The organism is Alcaligenes sp. 1735tsa3 (genome assembly GCF_024134565.1).
In the GTDB taxonomy this organism is placed as follows: Bacteria; Pseudomonadota; Gammaproteobacteria; order Burkholderiales; family Burkholderiaceae_B; genus Alcaligenes; species Alcaligenes phenolicus.
In genome coordinates this window covers 1,371,360-1,389,953 of the sequence record NZ_CP099862.1, presented here as the reverse complement: position 1 = coordinate 1,389,953, position 18,594 = coordinate 1,371,360, and the positions used below count along the sequence as shown (strand labels likewise).

15 protein-coding genes are annotated in these 18,594 nt (G+C 57.7%); 12 read left to right on the top strand and 3 right to left on the bottom strand.

Annotated elements, in window-relative coordinates:
* Window positions 1-4 precede the first annotated feature (4 nt).
* Window positions 5-1,486, bottom strand: a complete 1,482-nt coding sequence (locus NIZ92_RS06330) for an SrfA family protein (protein ID WP_035269119.1) — start codon at window positions 1,484-1,486, stop codon at window positions 5-7.
* 578 nt (window positions 1,487-2,064) lie between these two features.
* Here NIZ92_RS06330 and NIZ92_RS06325 point away from each other — a divergent pair.
* The 3 genes from NIZ92_RS06325 to NIZ92_RS06315 all read left to right on the top strand — a co-directional run bounded on the left by NIZ92_RS06325 (window position 2,065) and on the right by NIZ92_RS06315 (window position 9,553).
* Window positions 2,065-4,080 carry a PhoX family phosphatase gene (locus NIZ92_RS06325; protein ID WP_254002871.1) on the top strand — a complete coding sequence of 672 codons (2,016 nt, stop codon included), beginning with the start codon at window positions 2,065-2,067 and terminating at the stop codon, window positions 4,078-4,080.
* A 459-nt stretch (window positions 4,081-4,539) separates the two neighbouring features.
* Complete coding sequence (locus NIZ92_RS06320; RefSeq protein ID WP_083053872.1) at window positions 4,540-5,640, top strand: FliC/FljB family flagellin; 1,101 nt, start codon at window positions 4,540-4,542, stop codon at window positions 5,638-5,640.
* 127 nt (window positions 5,641-5,767) lie between these two features.
* The gene (locus NIZ92_RS06315; RefSeq protein ID WP_254002870.1) at window positions 5,768-9,553 is read left to right on the top strand and encodes a sulfotransferase; all 3,786 of its coding nucleotides are present in this window, start codon (window positions 5,768-5,770) and stop codon (window positions 9,551-9,553) included.
* Window positions 9,554-9,701: 148 nt separating this feature from the next.
* Here NIZ92_RS06315 and NIZ92_RS06310 read toward each other — a convergent pair whose 3' ends face one another.
* Together NIZ92_RS06310 and NIZ92_RS06305 are read right to left on the bottom strand one after the other, a co-directional pair.
* Window positions 9,702-9,881 carry a type II toxin-antitoxin system RelE/ParE family toxin gene (locus NIZ92_RS06310; protein ID WP_301555094.1) on the bottom strand — a complete coding sequence of 60 codons (180 nt, stop codon included), beginning with the start codon at window positions 9,879-9,881 and terminating at the stop codon, window positions 9,702-9,704.
* Window positions 9,882-9,943: 62 nt separating this feature from the next.
* Window positions 9,944-10,705: an RNA polymerase sigma factor FliA gene (locus tag NIZ92_RS06305; protein ID WP_254002869.1), complete on the bottom strand. Its 762-nt coding sequence runs from the start codon at window positions 10,703-10,705 to the stop codon at window positions 9,944-9,946.
* Window positions 10,706-10,941: 236 nt separating this feature from the next.
* Between NIZ92_RS06305 and NIZ92_RS06300 the strand changes: the two genes are divergently transcribed.
* The 9 genes from NIZ92_RS06300 to fliG all read left to right on the top strand — a co-directional run bounded on the left by NIZ92_RS06300 (window position 10,942) and on the right by fliG (window position 18,582).
* Entirely contained in the window at window positions 10,942-11,343 is a 402-nt protein-coding gene (locus tag NIZ92_RS06300; RefSeq protein ID WP_254002868.1) for a flagellar protein FlaG, read from the top strand.
* A gap of 89 nt (window positions 11,344-11,432) precedes the next feature.
* Window positions 11,433-12,821: a flagellar filament capping protein FliD gene (gene fliD / locus NIZ92_RS06295; protein ID WP_247965757.1), complete on the top strand. Its 1,389-nt coding sequence runs from the start codon at window positions 11,433-11,435 to the stop codon at window positions 12,819-12,821.
* Between the two features lie 6 nt (window positions 12,822-12,827).
* Window positions 12,828-13,259, top strand: coding sequence for a flagellar export chaperone FliS (gene fliS, locus NIZ92_RS06290; protein ID WP_026484537.1), 432 nt, complete (start codon window positions 12,828-12,830; stop codon window positions 13,257-13,259).
* 78 nt (window positions 13,260-13,337) lie between these two features.
* Window positions 13,338-13,673: a flagellar protein FliT gene (locus tag NIZ92_RS06285; RefSeq protein WP_026484538.1), complete on the top strand. Its 336-nt coding sequence runs from the start codon at window positions 13,338-13,340 to the stop codon at window positions 13,671-13,673.
* Window positions 13,670-14,959, top strand: coding sequence for a flagellar hook-length control protein FliK (locus NIZ92_RS06280; protein WP_254002867.1), 1,290 nt, complete (start codon window positions 13,670-13,672; stop codon window positions 14,957-14,959). The genes NIZ92_RS06285 and NIZ92_RS06280 overlap by 4 nt, the downstream gene beginning before the upstream one ends.
* Window positions 14,949-15,269, top strand: a complete 321-nt coding sequence (locus NIZ92_RS06275) for an EscU/YscU/HrcU family type III secretion system export apparatus switch protein (RefSeq protein WP_035269091.1) — start codon at window positions 14,949-14,951, stop codon at window positions 15,267-15,269. Before NIZ92_RS06280 ends, NIZ92_RS06275 begins: the two co-directional genes overlap by 11 nt.
* 142 nt (window positions 15,270-15,411) lie before the next feature.
* Complete coding sequence (gene fliE, locus NIZ92_RS06270; protein WP_009458068.1) at window positions 15,412-15,747, top strand: flagellar hook-basal body complex protein FliE; 336 nt, start codon at window positions 15,412-15,414, stop codon at window positions 15,745-15,747.
* 104 nt (window positions 15,748-15,851) lie between these two features.
* Window positions 15,852-17,585, top strand: coding sequence for a flagellar basal-body MS-ring/collar protein FliF (gene fliF, locus NIZ92_RS06265; RefSeq protein WP_254002866.1), 1,734 nt, complete (start codon window positions 15,852-15,854; stop codon window positions 17,583-17,585).
* Window positions 17,572-18,582, top strand: a complete 1,011-nt coding sequence (gene fliG, locus NIZ92_RS06260) for a flagellar motor switch protein FliG (RefSeq protein ID WP_026484542.1) — start codon at window positions 17,572-17,574, stop codon at window positions 18,580-18,582. The genes fliF and fliG overlap by 14 nt, the downstream gene beginning before the upstream one ends.
* Window positions 18,583-18,594: the final 12 nt, after the last annotated feature.

The following is an 18,594-nucleotide window of genomic DNA, read 5'->3' as shown; positions in this document are numbered from 1 at the left end:
CTCATCATTCGGATTGCTGCAAGATCAAAGGAAAGGCATTGGAGCCGTACATGCCCGCGCATTGGGCGGCAGCACCTGCCGCACCGGGGTCGCACACAATCTTGGGCATATCGTAAGCGGCATTGTCCGTGCACTTTGCGGCGGAATTGGCATTCAAAATCAGGCGGCCCTGCTCCGACGAAGCAGACACGGGGGCTTCACACTGAACGCCATCACCCCGCTTGATCTGCACATTGCCTGCACCGTCTTTCAACTGATATTGCAGTTGCACGGGTTTGCCGGTCTGACTGTCTTGCACACCCATGCGGGCAGCCCACTGACCATTCAGGAAATCCATCTTGCCAGACTGCAAGGCATCGGGCGGCACCACCAAGGAACCGGGCGGGACTGCAGCAGGCGTAGACGGAGCAGTCGGGTTGGTATCGGGTGTTGGAGGAGCAGCGGGATCAGCGGGCGGGTTTGCCGGGTCTTGTGGCAACTCGGGCGGCGGAGGATTGGCGTCCGGGTTTGCTGTCGGGTCGGCGGGTGGTGCGGGCGGTGGGGTGTCAGAAGCCTGTCCCGCATCCGGTGCGGCAGGGGCATCCGTCCCCGGAGCAACGGCACCAGGAGCGTCAACACCGGGAGCGGTGCCAGCACCCGTAGCGCCAGGAACCACGGGAACAGTCCCCGTGGGAAGAACTCCTGTTGCATCAACACGGCCATTGGGCAGCAAGGCACCCGCATCCAGCTTGGGCAAGGACCAGCCCAGCCAATTACGGACTTTCTCGGGTAAATAGCTGCCTACGCTGGAGGTGAAAGAACCCAACGGTGTGTCAGGCACGACCGGCGTGGTGCACCAGCGCAAACCAAACAAGAGCAAGGCCAGCAACAAGAGCAAAGCCAGCAAACGCCACCACCAACGGGACCACCAACTGGCGGCCACCGGGGCCACAACAGGGGCTACCACAGGCTCGACAGGCGGCACTACCGGCGGGGCCACCACGGCTGCGGGCTTAGGCGTGGGCCTCAACGGCAATAAGGGGTCCTGGTTCTGATCCGCACCATGGTGCAGAAATCCCCAGAAGGTCAACACGGGCTTGCCGTTGACCAGATAAACAAAGTTGTCGTCCGGGAAATAAAGCACGCGGCGCAGCAAGCTGGAAAACAGAGCCTTGTCGCCCAGAGCCTCTTGCTCTTGGGCATCCATCGTTGGGGCCATTTCGTTCAGCCGGGCCTGAAAAGCACTTAATTGCTTCAAGCCTTCTTCGCGTTCTTGCTCGGTGGCTGCAGTCCAGGGCACGACCTGGCCGGAGACCGGGCTGTACCAGTCCAGCGTGGAACCCGTTTCATTGCTTTGCGGAATTGCCAGATGGTCGGCGAAGTTGCCTGCCCGACGGCGCAAGGCTTCTCGCAACTGTAAAGCGGAGCGAAATACCGGTCGGCCGCCCTCACCTAAAGCCATGAAAGCATCGGCACGGCCACTGCGCAGTAAAACCCCTTGCTTCATTGAGTTCCCGAAGAAAAAAAAGAAACATAGTACAACAAATAGGAAGTATCAAAGCCTGTGGGAAATGCCCATTCATAGGGCGTACACAAGGGAAAAAACAAGCTTTGAACCTTAAAGATTGCTGAACACCAAAAAGAACTCAAGGTCGCTTTAGTCCTTGTGTTCTAAATAGATAGGGAAATAAGCAAACAGGGTTACGGCAAACAAACATAAAAAATGTACGACTCTGTACATAAAACAAAATTGTTATTGGCCAAATAGCCAAGGCACTGATTTTTTTAATTAAAACAAAAGTCCAATTCCGGCCTGATCCGGCGTCCAAACCTGCATCGCGAAAACGACGCCTGACCCTGCCCGCTTGCCAACGAGCCTCACCAGATACGGGTAAGCCGCCAAAAAATCACCATCCCGGTTATTCAGCTTGTTGTCATAGTCCTTTCACCTTGGGCCACTAGCATGAGCGCTACCCCCACAACTCAGCCTTGGCGCTATTTATCACTATGAGCAAACATATCTCCGACAAGACTGTTCGTAACGTTAGTCAGAACACCCCTTTTAGCGAAATCCTGGAACGAAGCATGACTCGCCGCGCCGTGATGCGCGGTGGCCTGGCAGCCGCCTTGGCCACCATGAGCAGCTTTGGTCTGGCTGGTTGCGATAGCAGCAGCACAGGAGGCAATTCCACTGATAACGGCGGCGAGAACCCGAACCCCGGTCCCGGCCCTGATCCGGAACCACCAGCAAGCGTCAAACTGGGTTTTGAATCCCTGCCCACCTCCATGACCGACGGCTGTGTCGTACCTCCCGGCTACATCGCCCATGTACTGGCCCCGTGGGGTACGCCAATCAATGACAATGCCCTGCCCTGGGACAAGAACGGCAATAACAGCTCCAACGACTTGCTCAACTCCATGGGCATGCACCATGACGGCATGCACTTCTTCCCTCTGGAAGGAAGCTCTACCGAGGGCTTGCTGGCCGTCAACCACGAATACATTGATGAAAAAGCCCTGCACCCCAATGGGCCGACCCTGGTCAATGGCAAGCGCCCGGCAGAAGAAGTACGCAAGGAAATCAACGCCCACGGCGTGGCCATCATCCATATTCGTCGCACCAATGGCCGCTGGGACATCGTTCAGAACTCGCGCTACAACCGCCGCTTCACCTCGGCCACGGCCATGAAACTGGCAGGCCCTGTGGGTGGCACGGACTGGGTCAAGACCCCCTTCTCGCCCAACGGCACGCAAGTGCGCGGCACCAACAATAACTGCGGTAACGGCACCACGCCCTGGGGCACCTACATCACCGCTGAAGAGAACTGGGCAGCCTGCTTTGTCAACACCGGTATCCGCCCGCCTCACCAGCAGCGCGTGGGCGTATCGGCTGGCCCCGTTGGCCGCTACCAGTGGGAAACGGCTGCCAAGGATCCTTCGGAAGTTCTGGGCGAATTCGCCCGCTTTAACGTGACCGAAACAGGCGCCAGTGCCACCGAGGACTGGCGCAACGAAGTCAACGGTTTTGGTTACCTGGTCGAGATCGACCCTTACGACCCCAGCAGCATTGCCACCAAGCGCACGTCCATGGGTCGCTTCGCTCACGAAGGCTGTGCCTACAGCAAGCCCGAAGCCGGCAAACCCCTGGCTTTCTATAGTGGCGACGATTCGCGCTTTGAATACGTGTACCGCTTCGTGTCCGAAGCCAACTGGGACCCTAAAGACGCCCAACGCACGGATCGCCTGGCCGTGGGCGCCAAGTATCTGGACAAGGGCACCTTGTATGTCGCCCGCTTCAACGAAGACGGTTCGGGCGAATGGCTGGCACTGACGGGCTCTACCAAAGGCAAGGATGGCGGCACCTTGGCTGACAAATTCAAAACTTTGGAAGAAATCCTGATCAATACCCGTGGCGCCGCTGACTTTGTCGGTGCCACCCCGATGGATCGCCCCGAGTGGACGGCCACCCACCCCAGCAATGGCGACATCTACCTGACGCTGACCAATAACACCAGCCGCAACGCGTCCACTGGCACCAACCCCGCGAACCCGCGCCTGAACAACGTCAACGGTCACATCATCCGCTGGCACGACGAACCCGGTTCGAACAAGTTCAAGTGGGATATCTTCGTATTCGGCTCGGACTCGGGTGCGGACGCAGATACCAACCGCTCCGGCCTGACCGACCTGAACCAGTTGGCCAGCCCCGACGGCCTGGGCTTCGACAGCCGCGGCATTCTGTGGATTCAGACCGACAACGGCATCGACGGCGGACGCAAGAACAATGTTGCGCGTGCCACCAACGACCAGATGCTGGCCGTGATTCCAGGTGCCTTGGCGGACAGCTCGGGCACCGGCCCGGCCATCAACGCCAGCAACCAGTCCGATCTGCGTCGCTTCTTTGTAGGCCCGAACGAAGCCGAAATTACGGGCTTTTCCATGACACCGGACCACACCAGTCTGTTCCTGAACATTCAGCACCCCGTGAACTGGCCTGCCTACGACACGCATGACGCCACGGTAGTCAGCATGAACACGGTACGCCCGCGTTCTTCGACCGTCGTCATCCAACGTGCGGATGGCAAGCCTATTGCCGTGTAAGCGCAAGGGCGGGTTCGCTATTTGAATCCGCCCAAGCCAGTTTTTTTTAAGTTTTTACAATGCGGGGCCGTCAATAGATGGCCCCGCTGCTTTTTTTGACTGCGCAATTCAAACAAGGCCTCTGGATTGTCTGCTGCGGCACAGAGCTATCTGCTCCATTTCCAGGCAGCGAAATGGAAAAATCAGAATTCAGAGTCGGAAAACGAAAGCAAACAGGCCGCTGGGCACACCGGGTCGTCATGCTTGAAGCCGCGTAATTCAAGGCTTCAAGACAAAGTGGAGAAAATTTTCTCAACAGGCCCCTAAAGAGTTTTTTGCCCCATCCGTTAATGGTGCTGTACAGGAAGAACGCAGTGTGTCGAATGCGCGATCAGCCCCCTGGGGCCTAGCAGAACGCCAACGCTTTCCTGGGCAAAGGGCGAAACCGTTTCGCCGCTCTACTCAACATTGGGAGTTACCATGTCTGTTATCAATACGAACTCGCTTTCCCTCGTTGCCCAAGGCAATCTGAGCAAATCGCAAGGCGCACTGGGTCAAGCCATTGAGCGTCTGTCCTCCGGCCTGCGCATCAACAGCGCTAAAGACGACGCCGCCGGTCAGGCTATTGCCAACCGTTTCACCTCCAACGTGAACGGTCTGACACAAGCTTCCCGCAACGCCAACGACGGTATCTCTATCGCTCAGACAACCGAAGGTTCGCTGAACGAAATCAACAACAACTTGCAGCGCATCCGTACTCTGAGCGTGCAAGCTACCACCGGCACCAACTCCGAAACCGACTTGGCTTCGATCCAGGCTGAAATCAACCAGCGTCTGGCCGAAATCAACCGCGTTTCTGAGCAAACTCAGTTCAACGGCGTGAAAGTTCTGGCCAAAGACCAGTCCCTGGCCATTCAAGTTGGTGCTAACGACGGCGAAACCATCTCGGTTAACCTGAAGCAAATCGACTCCGGCACCCTGGATCTGGAAGGTCTGGACGTGTCCAGCCTGGCCAAGAAATTCGACGCTACTTCGTTCGAACTGGCTGCTGCTACTGGTACTGGCACCGCTGCCGTTCCTGCTCAAATGGGCGACTCCAAAACTGCCGTGACCGTTACTGGCGGCGGCTCCTTGATGACCATCAAGGGCACTGCTGGCACCGCTGGTGGTACCGGCGCTGTTGCTGACGCTCACTACATCGTGAAAGACGGCAAAGCCTACTCTGCCACCGTTACCGGTGATGCAACGGCCAACACCGTTACCGCTACGGCTGGCGCTGAAGTTACCGACGAAGCCACTCTGGCCAAAGTCACCCCACTGGCAGCCATCGACAAGGCTATCCAAGACGTGGACAACCTGCGTTCCGACCTGGGTGCGGTGCAAAACCGTTTCGAGTCCACCATCGCCAACCTGAACAACACGGTTACCAACCTGTCCGCTTCGCGTTCGCGTATTGAAGACGCCGACTACGCAGTCGAAGTCTCCAACATGACTCGTGCTCAGATCCTGCAACAGGCTGGCACCTCGGTTCTGGCTCAAGCCAACCAGGTTCCACAAACTGTTCTGTCGCTGCTGCGCTAAGCCGCTCGATAGTCTAGCCTTGGCTAGTCCTGCTTGATCAAGCAGGTATTACGCTCCTTTATCCACGGATAAGGGAGCGTTTTTTTTTGATGTAATGAGCCTTTTTATCCCGCAGGAACTCAGCCCCATGACGCGCCCCAAGCAGCACCGCTCCGCAAGCGGTATTTCTCCCCAGACGGCACAAACCATCCTGAATCTGCTTGATCGCAATCAATGGGACCAGGTCGAGCCCCTGCTGATCAAACTGCGCCAAAAACACGGTGACGATTTTCGCTTGCTGGTCTGGCATGGCGATGCGCTGCGAGGCCTGGAGCGTTTCCCAGAAGCAATTGGGCTTTATCGCCAGGCACTGGCGCTGGAGCCACAGAACAATGAAAGCCTGACATTGAGCCTGGCCATGTGTTTGCGCAAAGAGGGCCAACTGGATGAGGCCTTGCACTTGTCCAGTCAGGTTCTTCAGGTGCGCCCCGACTACGCAGGCGCCTGGGCTTTGCAAGGGGATATCTATAAAGATAAGGAGCTGCTGGCACAGGCCCGCGATGCCTATCTGGAAGCGCTCAAGCACGCCGTCGCTCCCTTGGATGCGCTGCTCTATGTCAAGCTGGCCCCTTTCACTCAACTGGCGCCCGAACCCGGCATTCTGCAAGCCCTGGAAGCGTTTACGAACGATGCAGAGCAGCCCATTAATGACCGTGCCAATGTACTGGCCACCCTGGGCAAGATCTGGCTGGATGCGCAAGAGACCGACAAGGCATTCGCGTATTATCAAAAAGCGAATAATCTCATAAAAGGGGCATTTGCCAGCCCTCACAAAAGCTTGATCCCTCAAGTTAACGGGCTACGAGTGAACTTTACGGCGGAGCTGTTCAACGCTCTGTCCCCGTTTGGCGTGCAGTCCGCCCCACAGATTTTCATCACGGGCTTTTCCCGCTCAGGAAAAAGCCTGGTCGAATCCCTGTTCCGCAGTGCCGCCAAAGTGCGCCTGACAGGCGAGAGCCTGCAACTGGACCAATATAGACAAAACGTCCTGGCCCGCTTTCAAAACAATCTTGAAAACTATCTGACCGCTCAGACTCCCAGTTCTATTCAGCACGATGCGCACACCTACCTGAGCAGCTTGGGAAATGACGAAGAGGTCAGCATCTCCACCCTGCCCTCAGACTTGTGGAACCTGGGTTTTATCGGCCTGTGGTTACCCAAAGCCCCTATTGTTTTTTGTGTACGCGGCCTGCTGGATCTGGGTGCCACGGTGTACTGCCAGCAATACAAATCCTTCGAGGGCAACCACTACAGCTACGACCTGCCGACCTTGGGCGAACATATCGCACTTTACGAGCACATGATGGCGCATTGGGCACAGGTCCTGCCCAACCCCGTCTTTCTGGTTGATTATGAAGCCCTGGTCCGTGATCCCCAGACTGTCATGGACAATCTGTTTGAGCAGCTGGGCCTGGAGCGCCAGCAGTCCTATACAGATGCCGTTGCAGCCAACGCCAGCATGGCTGCCGAGATTGGCCCGATCAGCTCCTTTGACGTTGCCATGCCCATGACCGACCGCTTCATCGGCTTTGGCGAGCGCTTCCGCGAACAATTGGCACCTATGGTTCAGCGCTATCAGTCCACCTGCCAGGAACTGGCCCAGGAGCAGCAGGCCAACATGGCCGACTTGCCCGCCCAACTGAAGGTCCGCAACACCAAGCCTGACAACAGCCCGGCAGAAGCCGACTTCAGCTGGCAGCTGTCACAGGTGATCACCGTAGCGGACAACACCTCGTATCTGCTGCGTCAGCAAAAGGCGCAGGACCTGGTCGAGTCTGGTGCCTGCACCTTGCTCAGCTTCGATCCCTCTGGTGAGCTCGCCCCACTGGCGCAAGCACTGAGCAAGCCATCCCTGCATTACATTTCCCAGGCGCTGCTGGGAGATGGTCAGCCCGGCACCTTGCATTTGGCGCTGGACGCGGCCTATAACAGCACCCTGCCTCCTGTCGCCAAGCAACAAGGCCCGGCCTATCTGGCCCAAAAAACCATGACGCTGGCTCAGTTGCCCGTCGCCACCTATGCGCTGGACACCATTGAGGGATTGGACTGGCTGGACTATCTGATCCTGGACGGCGTCTACGACCATGCCAAGATCCTGGAACATGGCACTGAGCGCCTGGCCAATGCCTTGCTGATCCAGGTCAGCGTCGCCCTGGTCACAACACAAGAGGGACAAACGGATCTGGCCGCCTTGCTGCAATGGGCCGAGCAACATGGTTTCCGTCTTTTGCGTCTGATCGATGAGCAGTTCGAACAACACATGCCTGCCCGCCAGGATCTGGCCGTGCAACCTGCCGGCAACCAACTGCGCCGAGCCTCTGCCTTGCTGGTCCCCAGCTATCAACGCCAGGCCCAGTTGAGCCCCACACAAATCCTCAAGCAGGCTTTCCTGCTGGATACGGTGCACGACATCCATGATTTCAGTTACGAGCTACTGCTGCAAATCGACCCGACACTAGCCGAAGGCTACCTGAAAGCCCGAGGCTACTTTGAGCTCAAACGTAATGGGCCGGATCTGCGCGAAATTCAGCATATCCGTCAAATGCTGCACACTAGCGACTTGCCTGTCCCCCGCCATCAGACACGCAAGTGGATCGAGCAATATCCAGCCGACCCACTCGTTCAGAGTCTGTACGCCGAATGCCTGTCCTGGTCAGGGCATCATCGTTCAGCCATTGTGACGATTCAGGAAGCCATCTCCAAAGCTCCAGACGAACTGATCCTGCGCCAAACCTATATAGACATCATGAATCGCGCCGGCATGTGGTGGGAGGCCACAGACATCGCCCGCGCGCTGTATGCTCGCTACCCCGATCAACAAGACGTTCAGGCACAGTGGTGGGACACACTGGCTGCACAGGTCAAGCCCGACACGGAAGAACTGAACGATGCCCTGTCCCGCAGCCAGTCTGCCAAGCCACACATGACAACAGCGGAGCAGATACAGCACCATGCCACCCGTGGCCGCTTGCTCGCGCACAGCCAGCAATGGGAGCAGGCTTGGCAAGAGCACGAACAAGCCTTGCTTCTGGCGCAGAACAGCCAGGGTCCCGAACTGGCCCGCCCCTTGATTGCCAAGGCCGATAGCCTGTACGAAGCAGGCCTGATCAATGAAAGCTGCGAGCACCTGTGGCAAGCCTGCGCGACCTATCGCTATTCGCCCTACACCGTCCACGCCTACCGCAAGCTCAATGCGCGCCTGCCCGAAAGCACGCAGGCAGATCTGCAGAGCATTGCCGCCCTGCACCAGAAAATCGAGCAAATCTGGGCAGGTTACAAGCAAGATAATCTGCAGTACGCCTTCGGCGACTTCGGCCTGCCCTATCAAGGCTTTGAGCCGCTGAAACTGGCAGGCTCACGACCGGCCATGCAGCGACTTGAAACCTACGGCCTGCAAGAACTGCTGCCCGCCAATGCCAGCGCCCTGGATATTGGCTGCAACCATGGCTTCTTGCTGATGGGCCTGGCTCCACATCTATCCCATGGCTTGGGATTTGATATCAGCCAAAGCTGCATTGACGTTGGCAAGGCGGTGGCAGAACATTTGGGGCACAAGCACATTGAACTGAGCAGCCAGCCCTTTGATGACTTCAAATCCAAACAGCGCTTTGACCTGGTCATTGCCTGCGCGGTGCATCACTGGATTGGCGTGCCTTTGTCAGAATTTGGCACCAAGCTGTTCAACTTCTGCAAACCCGGCGGCCTGGTCCTGCTGGAAAGTCAGGGCACACGCGAGACCACACGTACGGAAGTGGATTTCGAGGCCAAAGCCACCACCATGGCCAGTGCCGGATTTACCGTCATTCGCAAAGGCAGCCTGTGCGATGACGGCATTAACTACCGGGAGTTCTGGATTTTGCAACGCAAGAAGTAAGCAGCATCCTCTGCAATAAAAAAGCCAGCCCTAGGGCTGGCTTTTTACCTGAATAGACACAGCAAAACATCACAGCGGAAGCAAACTGCCGTTACTGCCCACTCGATACTTAATCCAAATCCTCACTTAAGCGCTGAATAGCAGCGCGCTACACCGCCATGTCTTCCCGCTTTTTTACCGCCAAGACCAAAACCACCAGAACATCATCCTCAACGGCATAAACCAGACGATAGCCCTGCTTAAGAAGCTTGATTTTGTAGCAATGCTGCAAATCACCTCGCAAGGCGGACCCCGGCACGTGTGGTGCATCCAAACGTTTACGAAGCAAGGCCTTGAAGAGGCCCTTGTATCATTCGAAAAGTGAAAGCTTGGCAGCTAGCAAGCGCAGGCTTACAACAACACCTGAAATTCCGCGCTATCGGAAATGGCATCCCATTGGTCTTTGGCAAGACTGGCGCGGATACGGGTCACGGCCTGGCTACGCAGTTGGGATACGCGCCCTTCTGTCACACCCAGCACCAGAGCAATTTCTTTCTGATTCAAATCTTGCTCAAACTGCAAGGCGAACAGCAACTTCTCACGTTCAGGCAGTTGGTCGATGGCGGTAATCAAGGCTTGCCGAAGCCCCTGGGAGGTCAGCAGGTTCAGGGGATTATCGAAGTACGCCTGCTCGCGCGTGCTGTCTTCCAGAAACTCCAGCGCATCAGCGGAAGGATCGGCATGACGTTTCAGGTCTTCGTAATGAATCACCTGCACGCCGACCGCCTCATCCAGCAGTTCGTAGTAGTCGTCCATGCTCATGGACAAGGCTTCAGCAATTTCCGGCTCGGTGGGCTCGCGCAGCAGTTCCTGACGCAAGGTACTGACGGCCACTTCGATCTGGCGCGCTTTGCTGCGCACACTACGCGGCAGCCAATCCTGGCTGCGCAACTCATCCAGCATGGCGCCACGAATTCGGGTGACCGCGTAGGTGTCAAACTGGGCCTCGGCCACCACCTGGTAACGACGCACGGCGTCCAGCAGGCCCATCATGCCCGCCTGCATCAGATCATCCAGTTCAACGCTGGGAGGCAGGCGCGACACAAGCTGGAGCGCTTGGCGGCGCACCAATGGGGCGTACTGCTCAACCAGGACGTCTTCTGAACGAGGCATGGACAGGCAAGAATCCGGACAATAAAGATTGAGCTATTTTGCCTGCCCGCCCTGCCCGACAGTCCCCAAATCAAACAGTCTTTCGCCATCTTATTCAGGCTTTAAACGGGTCTGAAGCGGCAAAAAACCAAAATATCTCCTAAAGATACAGGCGCAGGTGCCGTAATTGGATCGTTACAGGTGCCAAGCCCCCCCATTGAGCAGGCCTGCCACCAAGCCCCTTCTGGAGTGATGTCATGATCAACTCAGTTTCATCTCAAACGACGGCCTTGGTGCCCCTAGCCTCCCCAGTGGAGCAAAATCCCGGCACCCCTACGCCTTCGGCGGCCACCACGGTGACCCCCATCAAGGAAAGCAGTACCGATACCCAGTTGCAGCAACGCTGGCCCGAAAAACGCGAACCCGTGCCCGGCATGGTCAACACGCTGGACGACACCCTGGACCAGATCAACAACTCCTTGCAGGCCTGGTCCACCGGCATTCGCTTCAATATGGACGACGAGGCCCAGCGTCTGGTGGTCTCGATTGTGGACAACTCGACCGGCGAGGTTCTGCGCACCGTCCCATCTGACGCGGTGATCCAGATTGCCAAGATGATCGTGCAATTGCAGGGCAACGCGGTCAGCGTGAAGGTTTAAAAACCAAACTGGCATCGAAACTTCCCATTGACATGGGCTTTGCGCGCGACACATTCGCGACAAAATAGGACACTACAGGAGTATTTGATATGGCTATTTCTTCAATTGGCGTGGGCTCAGGTCTGAAGCTGGACGAGCTGCTGGAAGATTTGCGCAAGACGGAAAAGAAGAGTCTTGCTGTCATCCAGAACCGCCAGGTGGCCAATACCAACAAGATCTCGGCCTACGGTCAGCTCAAAAGCAGTCTGGCAGAGCTGCAAACCGCCGCCAAGGCCCTGAACTCGGAAGACTCGTTTGGCGCGGTCAAAGTCACCGCCAATAGCGAAAACATCAAGGTGACCGGCAATTCCAAAGCAGCGCCCGGTCAGTACGTGATCAAGGTTGATAATCTGGCTACCCGCCAGACCTTGACGGCGGCCTCTCAAAGTTCGCGTGATGAGGCCATGGGCGAAGGCGGGGAAATTACCGTTCGCCTGGCCAATGGCACAGAACACGTCCTGAACATGAAAGGCAAGGACACGTCCTTGCAAGGCGTGATGAACGCGATCAATGCCGACACTGAGTTGGGCATGAAAGCGACCATTATCAACACTGGCGATCCGGACGAGCCATACCGCCTGCAACTGTCAGCCGGTGCAACGGGTGAAGCAGCGTCGATCAGCTCCATCAGCGTCAGTGGCAATGATGAACTGGCCGAGGTACTTACCTTTGATGCTGCCGACCCGGCTGCCAGCGGCTTTGAGCAAACCAAGGCCCTCAACGCCAAGTTGACAGTGAACGGCATTGCCATCACAAGCCAGAGCAACACCCTCAAAGACACTATTGAGGGCCTGGAGATCACGCTGAACAAGGCTGGCGGTGACCCGGTCAATGTAGAAGTTGCCAAAGACGACAGCGTGGCCGCCAAGGCAATCAAGGACTATGTCGAGGCGTACAACAAGTTCAACAAGTCAATTCGCTCCTTGACAGCCTATAACGTTGAGCTGAAAAAAGGCGCCGCCCTGACGGGCGACTCCATGGCACGTGAGGCTCAAAATGCCATGCGTGACGCCACCCTGGGGCACGTTCCCAGCGAAGGCGAGATCCGCTCCATGGTAGGCCTGGGCATCAATATCGATCCCAAGACAGGCGATCTGCAGCTGGACGAGAAAAAGCTGAACGAAGTCTTGAAGACCAATATGGTCGACGTCAAGAACATGTTTGTGGGCGAACACAGCGTTGCCGGTCGCGTTGAGGCCGCAGCAGAGGAATTTATCAAGAAGGGTGGCCGTATTGATAATGCCCAGGAAGGCGCTGAGAAAGTCGGCAAAAAACTGCAAGATCAGTTCGAAGCCGCTGACCAGCGTATCGAGAACAAGATGGAAGCCTATCGCAAGCAGTTCGTCCAACTGGACGTCATGATCAACCGCATGCAAGGCACCAGCAATTACCTAAGCCAGCAACTGTCCATGCTGGGCAATATGAACAGCAATAAATAAACCCCTATGAGCTATCCTGCCCCTTCCCGTCGCTTTGGCCAACAATCGGTTCGCGCCTACGCTCAAGTAGGTCTGGAAACCGAGGTCCTGAGCGCGAGTCCCGAACATCTGATTACCCTGTTATTTAACGGTGCTCGCACCGCCATGCTGCAAGCGCGCTTGCATATGGAACAGGGCAATATTGCCGGGCGGGGGCAGTCTTTATCGAAGGCTATTGATATTGTCGATAGCGGCCTGAAAATGGCGGTCGATACCGAAAAGGGCGGAGAGCTGGCCCGCAATCTGGTCGCTACCTATGACCTGATTTTGCACAATCTGATGCTGGCCAACCTTCGCAATGACGCGGAAAAGCTGACGCTGGCCGAGCGTTTGCTGACCGATATTGCCGATGCCTGGCGCAGCAATGTTGATACCCAACGTGCCAAGCAGCCAGCTTGACTCCGGGGCTCGCGGGACAGGTTCTGTTCCTGACCTGCACCTCCAACCTCCTTTGCGCCTTTAGCGCCTGGTACGAACATGAGCGATACCTCTAACCCGATCGTCGATCAATATCAAATTATCGCCAGCATCACCCGTCACATGCTGGAGCTTGCCCAAACGGCTCGCTGGGAGGATGTGTTTGAACAATCCGAACACTATCAACTCGCCGTGGAAAAGCTCAAGAACATGGAAGACCTGTCTATTACTGAAAAACAGGCACGCCGTCAGTTGCTGACCCAAATTCTGGAAGACGACGCCCAGATCCGCCATCTGGCCACCCCCGAACTGGGGCGTCTGGGTGCACTGCTGGGCAATATGAAGCGCCAGCAAACCGTGTTGCAAGCGTATTACAGCCCTAGCGTTCATCCATGAGCATAGGCGGCCCCTCCCCTTTGGGGACGCTGCTTATTCAACGGCTCGATGCCGTTCTGGGTATCAGCACTGGACAGCAAAGCAATATCGCCACGGGCGCCCGACCGGACGCCATCAGCCAGACACCGGGCAGCCAACGCCCCGAGCGCGCCGAAAACCAAACGGCTCGAGATCAACGCCAAAGCGTAGATCAAGCCCGCGCCCACACCCAGGGTCGCGATAGCCGGAATATCCGCACACAAAGCGGTCAAACCTCGACCGACCCGGCTCTGAATCCACATGGCCCCAATACGGCCACCACGAGCTCGGCCCCCACAACCCTGGGGCGCACTGCCCAATTGATCCTGTCCTTGCTGGAGCGCTTTCCGGATCGTGCCCCTGCTATCCAGGGACGACAGACCTTGTTACCTGGCCGCCCCACGATGCAGGCAGACGGCAAGGAACCCACGCGCCCCGGCAGTGATACCCAGACGGCGGGACGCGCAAACACAGCACAGAGTACCGCCAGCACAATCGCCACCGTGGCTCAGCAGCGCCTGCCCTTGCCCGGTAGCACAGCAACAAGCGGTGCAAACGCGGGCTCTACCAGTGCAATGACAACAGGCAGCAGTGCTGTGGGAACAGGCACTGCCGCAGGCACGCCCAGCACGGGCACTACGACCACCGGCGCCGCAACCCCAAGCCCCCTGCCTACAGGCAGCACGGCTGCTCTGGCCCAGCATTTCAGCCAGGCTTTGCCCCAGGCCTTGCAACAAAGCGGGCTATTCTACGAGTCTCATCTTAGTGATCTGCACTTTGGGCAACGCAGCGTTGGCGAATTACAGCAAGAGCCGCAAAACCTGAATCGCCCCGCGGCCGAAACACATACCAGCACAAGCCAGAATCCTCAGACCCAGGCCGGCACCCAGGACCCGGCCAATAGCCTGCTGGTGCGTCAGCAACTGGATACGCTGGCCCATCAGAACCTGCAATGGCAAGGTCAGGCCTGGCCGGATGCCGACATGAACTGGAGCGTGCAACGTCACCAGGCCCAGTCAGAGGACGAAACCGAACATTGGTCCAGTACCCTGCAACTGGACCTGCCCACGTTGGGGCCGATCACCCTACGGCTCAACCTCCTGAACCAGCAATTGCTGGTCCATATTCAGGCCGATCAATCCGCCCCTTATCTGGACGAGAACAGCCTGCCCTTGCGCGAACGTCTGCAAGACCAGGGCCTGATCCTGAGCCAATTGCAGATTGAAGCCGACCCGACCCTGCCGCAGGACCTGCCCGATGAGTCATGATTCCCCCTCCCATCGCCCGCAGGCCCTGGCCTTGCGCTACGAGCCCAAAGACGGGGCCCCGCGTGTCGTTGCCAAAGGCTACGGCACCTTGGCCGAAAAAATTGTCGAGACCGCCCGCGAGCACGGTCTGTACGTACACGAGTCCCCCGAACTGGTCGGCCTGCTGATGCAGGTGGATCTGGACCGTCATATCCCCCCTCAGCTCTATCAAGCCGTGGCTGAATTGCTGGCCTGGCTCTACGCCCTGGAACAAGGCCATCCCCAGGCCACACAAGCCTTGCAGGCTTTGCACGACGCCCCAAAAACTTGAGCCTGCTATTTATAAGGGCTGAAAAGCCCCTGTTTTTGGGCTTAGATACCCTGCTTAGCCTCGCGTTCTAAACGTTACATTAAGCACGGCAAGCTGCCCGCACCTGTGCGCGTGGCCCATCCTGACTTTCTGGCAAGCGAATATGTCGATTTCCAATCTCTCCAGCATTGAAAACCTTTTGGCCCAGATGCGCGCAGTTGCGCAAGCGGCCGGGGCTTCCAGTTCTGTGTCCTCCTCGGCCAGCAGCGCCGCTCCCGGTGGTTTTGCCGCCGAGCTGGCCCGCTCTTTGAACCGGGTTTCCCAGGCGCAGAACGAGGCCAATGCCCAGGCTCAGGCCTTTGAAATGGGCGAGCCCGGAATTTCCTTGAACGACGTGATGATTGACCTGCAAAAAGCCAGCGTTGGCTTTCAGGCCACCGTCCAGGTACGCAACCGCTTAGTGGCCGCCTACCAAGAAATTGCCAGTATGCCGGTATAAGCGCCTGATTCTTTCATGCCCGCCGCCCTTTCCTTAATGCTGCCTGAGCACGTCCTGATTTGAACTCCCCTGATTCCATGCAGAACCCTGCCTCTGCCTCACCCATGAGTCAGACAGCACAGTTGCTGAACAAACTTCCTGGCTACGACACACTGCGCGCCTTGCCCAAGGTAGCGCTGATCGGGCTGGGTGCCGCACTGATTGCTCTGATTGTCGCCCTCTTGCTGTGGAGCCGCGGCCCTACCTACCAGGTACTGTTCTCCAATCTGGACGACCGCGATGGCGGTGCGATTGTCTCGGCCCTGGGCCAGATGAACGTGCCCTACCAGTTCAACAGCAACGGTACCGCCATTCTGGTGCCGCAAGATCGTGTGCATGATGTGCGCATGCAAATGGCCTCGCAAGGCTTGCCGCGCAGTGGCAATGCCGGCTTCGAGCTGCTGGATCAAAGTCGCTTTGGCGCCAGCCAGTTCACCGAACAAGTCACCTATCAGCGCGCTCTGGAGGGCGAGCTGGCCAATTCCATCAAGGCCGTGCATGCCGTCAAGGAAGCGCGCGTTCACCTGGCCATGCCGCGTGAAACCTTGTTTGTGCGTGATCGCCAGTCTCCGACCGCTTCGGTAGTGCTGTCGCTGTATCCGGGTCGCGACCTGAGCGAAGGCCAGGTTTCCGCCATCAGCTGGCTGATCTCCTCCAGCGTGCCCAATCTGCATGCCGACAAGGTGTCCATCATTGACCAGAATGGCCGCTTGCTGACCGCGCCCACTGGCGAGATGGGCGCTGATAATCAGCAGCGCAATTTTGTAAACGATATTGAATACCGAGCCGTGCAGCGCATCCTGACCTTGCTGAACCCCTTGGTCGGTGCTGGCAACGTCCGCGCCCAGGTGACGGCCGAGGTGGACTTCTCGCGCCGCGAGCAGACGTCCGAGGTCTACAAGCCCAATCAGCAACCCGGTCAGGCCGCAGTACGCAGCCAGCAGACCAGTTCTTCCTTGCAGCGCAACCCGCAGCAGCCCCAGGGCGTGCCCGGTGCCTTGAGCAATCAGGCTCCCAACAATGCCACCGCCAATCTGGTCAACCCGCCTGCTGCACCGAATCAGCCCCAAGCCCCGGCTGCTCCGGCAACTGAGCCGGCCAATGCCGCCGCACAAACCGCCAGCGCTGCGAACGCTGCAGCGGCCGGTACAGACCCTTCACTGGTGTCCCTGGCCGAACAGGCCCGCTTGCTGCAAAACACCGGCAATGCGCGTAACGACTCCACCGTGAACTACGAAGTGGATCGCACCATCAGCCACGTCAAAGGTCCTTTGGGTCAGCTAAGCCGCCTGTCGGTGGCCGTGGTGGTGAACTACCGCAATACGGACAAGGAGCAACAGCCGCTGGAGCAGGAAGAACTGGACAAGATCAGCGATCTGGTCAAGCAAGCCGTGGGTTACTCGGCTGATCGAGGCGATAGCCTGAGCGTGGTGAACGGACAGTTCAACGAGCAAGGCGATATTGATACCCCCTTCTGGAAAAATCCGGAGTACCGCGAGCTCGCTATGGAACTGGTCAAGTATCTGGTCTTTGCATTCATTCTGTTCATGGCATGGCGCATCGTCATCAACCCCATCATCCAGGGCCTAATCCAGGCCAAGGCGGTGGCTGACGCCCGCGTCGAGCGCCAGAAAGAAGAATCTGCTCGCGAACAGGCTGCTGAACAACGTGCCGCCGAAATGAGCCGCTACGAAGAGAATCTGAACACCGCCCGCACGATGGCTCACGATGACCCACGTGCCGTGGCTATGGTGTTGCGCTCCTGGTTGAACAAAGATGAAAAAAATGAAAACGGCTAAACCGGACGATTCCATCGAACGCAGTGCGATTTTGATGATGTCCTTGGGGGAAGATGCCGCCGCCGAGGTGTTTCGCCACCTCTCGCCTCGTGAGGTGCAGCAGCTCAGTACCGCCATGGCGTCCCTGAAGCAACTGACCCGTGCCGATATGGACGAGGCTCTGGAGAGCTTTCGCCAGGAGGCCGACCAGTTCATGGCGGTGGCACTGGACTCCAACGCCTATATCCGCTCCGTACTGAACAAGGCGCTGGGCTCGGACCGGGCCGCTGGTCTGATCGAAGACTTGCTGGAAAACAGCGAAGGCTCCAGCAGCGGTATTGATGCCCTGAACTGGCTGGATGCCTCCAGCGTGGCCGAGCTGATTGCCGACGAACACCCCCAAATTATCGCCACCATTCTGGTGCATCTGGAGCGTGATCGCGCTGCCGACATTCTGGGCTACATTCCGGATCGTTTGCGCGATGATGTGGTCCTGCGTATTGCTACTTTTGGCGGCGTGCAGCCCACGGCCCTGAACGAGCTGACCGAAGTGTTGAACGGCATGCTATCGGGCCAGGGTGCCAAACGCAGCAAGATGGGTGGTCCACGCACGGCAGCCGAGATGCTGAACTACATGAACGCCAGCCTGGAAGAGTCCGTCCTGACCAGTCTGCGCGGCATGGACGCCGACCTGACCCAGCGCATCGTGGACGAGATGTTCGTGTTCGAGAACCTGGCCGATGTGGAAGACATTGCCATTCAGCTGCTGCTCAAGGAAATCGAGACCTCTGCATTGACGATTGCCCTGAAAGGCGCGCCCGAAGAGTTGCGCGACAAGTTCTTCCGCAATATGTCCAACCGTGCTGCCGAAATGCTGCGCGAAGACATCGACGCCCAAGGCCCGATCCGCATGTCCAAGGTGGAACAGGAACAAAAAGCCATTGTGCAGGTGGCTCGTCGCCTGGCCGAAGCCGGTCAGATTACGCTGGGTGGCCTGAGTGGGGACGAATATGTCTAAGACGGCCTCGTT

Bases quoted from the DNA above. Each gene is read 5' to 3' on its own strand.
- NIZ92_RS06330 (WP_035269119.1), bottom strand. From the start codon at position 1,486: ATGAAGCAAGGGGTTTTACTGCGCAGTGGCCGTGCCGATGCTTTCATG.
- NIZ92_RS06325 (WP_254002871.1), top strand. From the start codon at position 2,065: ATGACTCGCCGCGCCGTGATGCGCGGTGGCCTGGCAGCCGCCTTGGCC.
- NIZ92_RS06320 (WP_083053872.1), top strand. From the start codon at position 4,540: ATGTCTGTTATCAATACGAACTCGCTTTCCCTCGTTGCCCAAGGCAAT.
- NIZ92_RS06315 (WP_254002870.1), top strand. From the start codon at position 5,768: ATGACGCGCCCCAAGCAGCACCGCTCCGCAAGCGGTATTTCTCCCCAG.
- NIZ92_RS06305 (WP_254002869.1), bottom strand. From the start codon at position 10,705: ATGCCTCGTTCAGAAGACGTCCTGGTTGAGCAGTACGCCCCATTGGTG.
- NIZ92_RS06300 (WP_254002868.1), top strand. From the start codon at position 10,942: ATGATCAACTCAGTTTCATCTCAAACGACGGCCTTGGTGCCCCTAGCC.
- fliD (WP_247965757.1), top strand. From the start codon at position 11,433: ATGGCTATTTCTTCAATTGGCGTGGGCTCAGGTCTGAAGCTGGACGAG.
- fliS (WP_026484537.1), top strand. From the start codon at position 12,828: ATGAGCTATCCTGCCCCTTCCCGTCGCTTTGGCCAACAATCGGTTCGC.
- NIZ92_RS06285 (WP_026484538.1), top strand. From the start codon at position 13,338: ATGAGCGATACCTCTAACCCGATCGTCGATCAATATCAAATTATCGCC.
- NIZ92_RS06280 (WP_254002867.1), top strand. From the start codon at position 13,670: ATGAGCATAGGCGGCCCCTCCCCTTTGGGGACGCTGCTTATTCAACGG.
- NIZ92_RS06275 (WP_035269091.1), top strand. From the start codon at position 14,949: ATGAGTCATGATTCCCCCTCCCATCGCCCGCAGGCCCTGGCCTTGCGC.
- fliE (WP_009458068.1), top strand. From the start codon at position 15,412: ATGTCGATTTCCAATCTCTCCAGCATTGAAAACCTTTTGGCCCAGATG.
- fliF (WP_254002866.1), top strand. From the start codon at position 15,852: ATGAGTCAGACAGCACAGTTGCTGAACAAACTTCCTGGCTACGACACA.
- fliG (WP_026484542.1), top strand. From the start codon at position 17,572: ATGAAAACGGCTAAACCGGACGATTCCATCGAACGCAGTGCGATTTTG.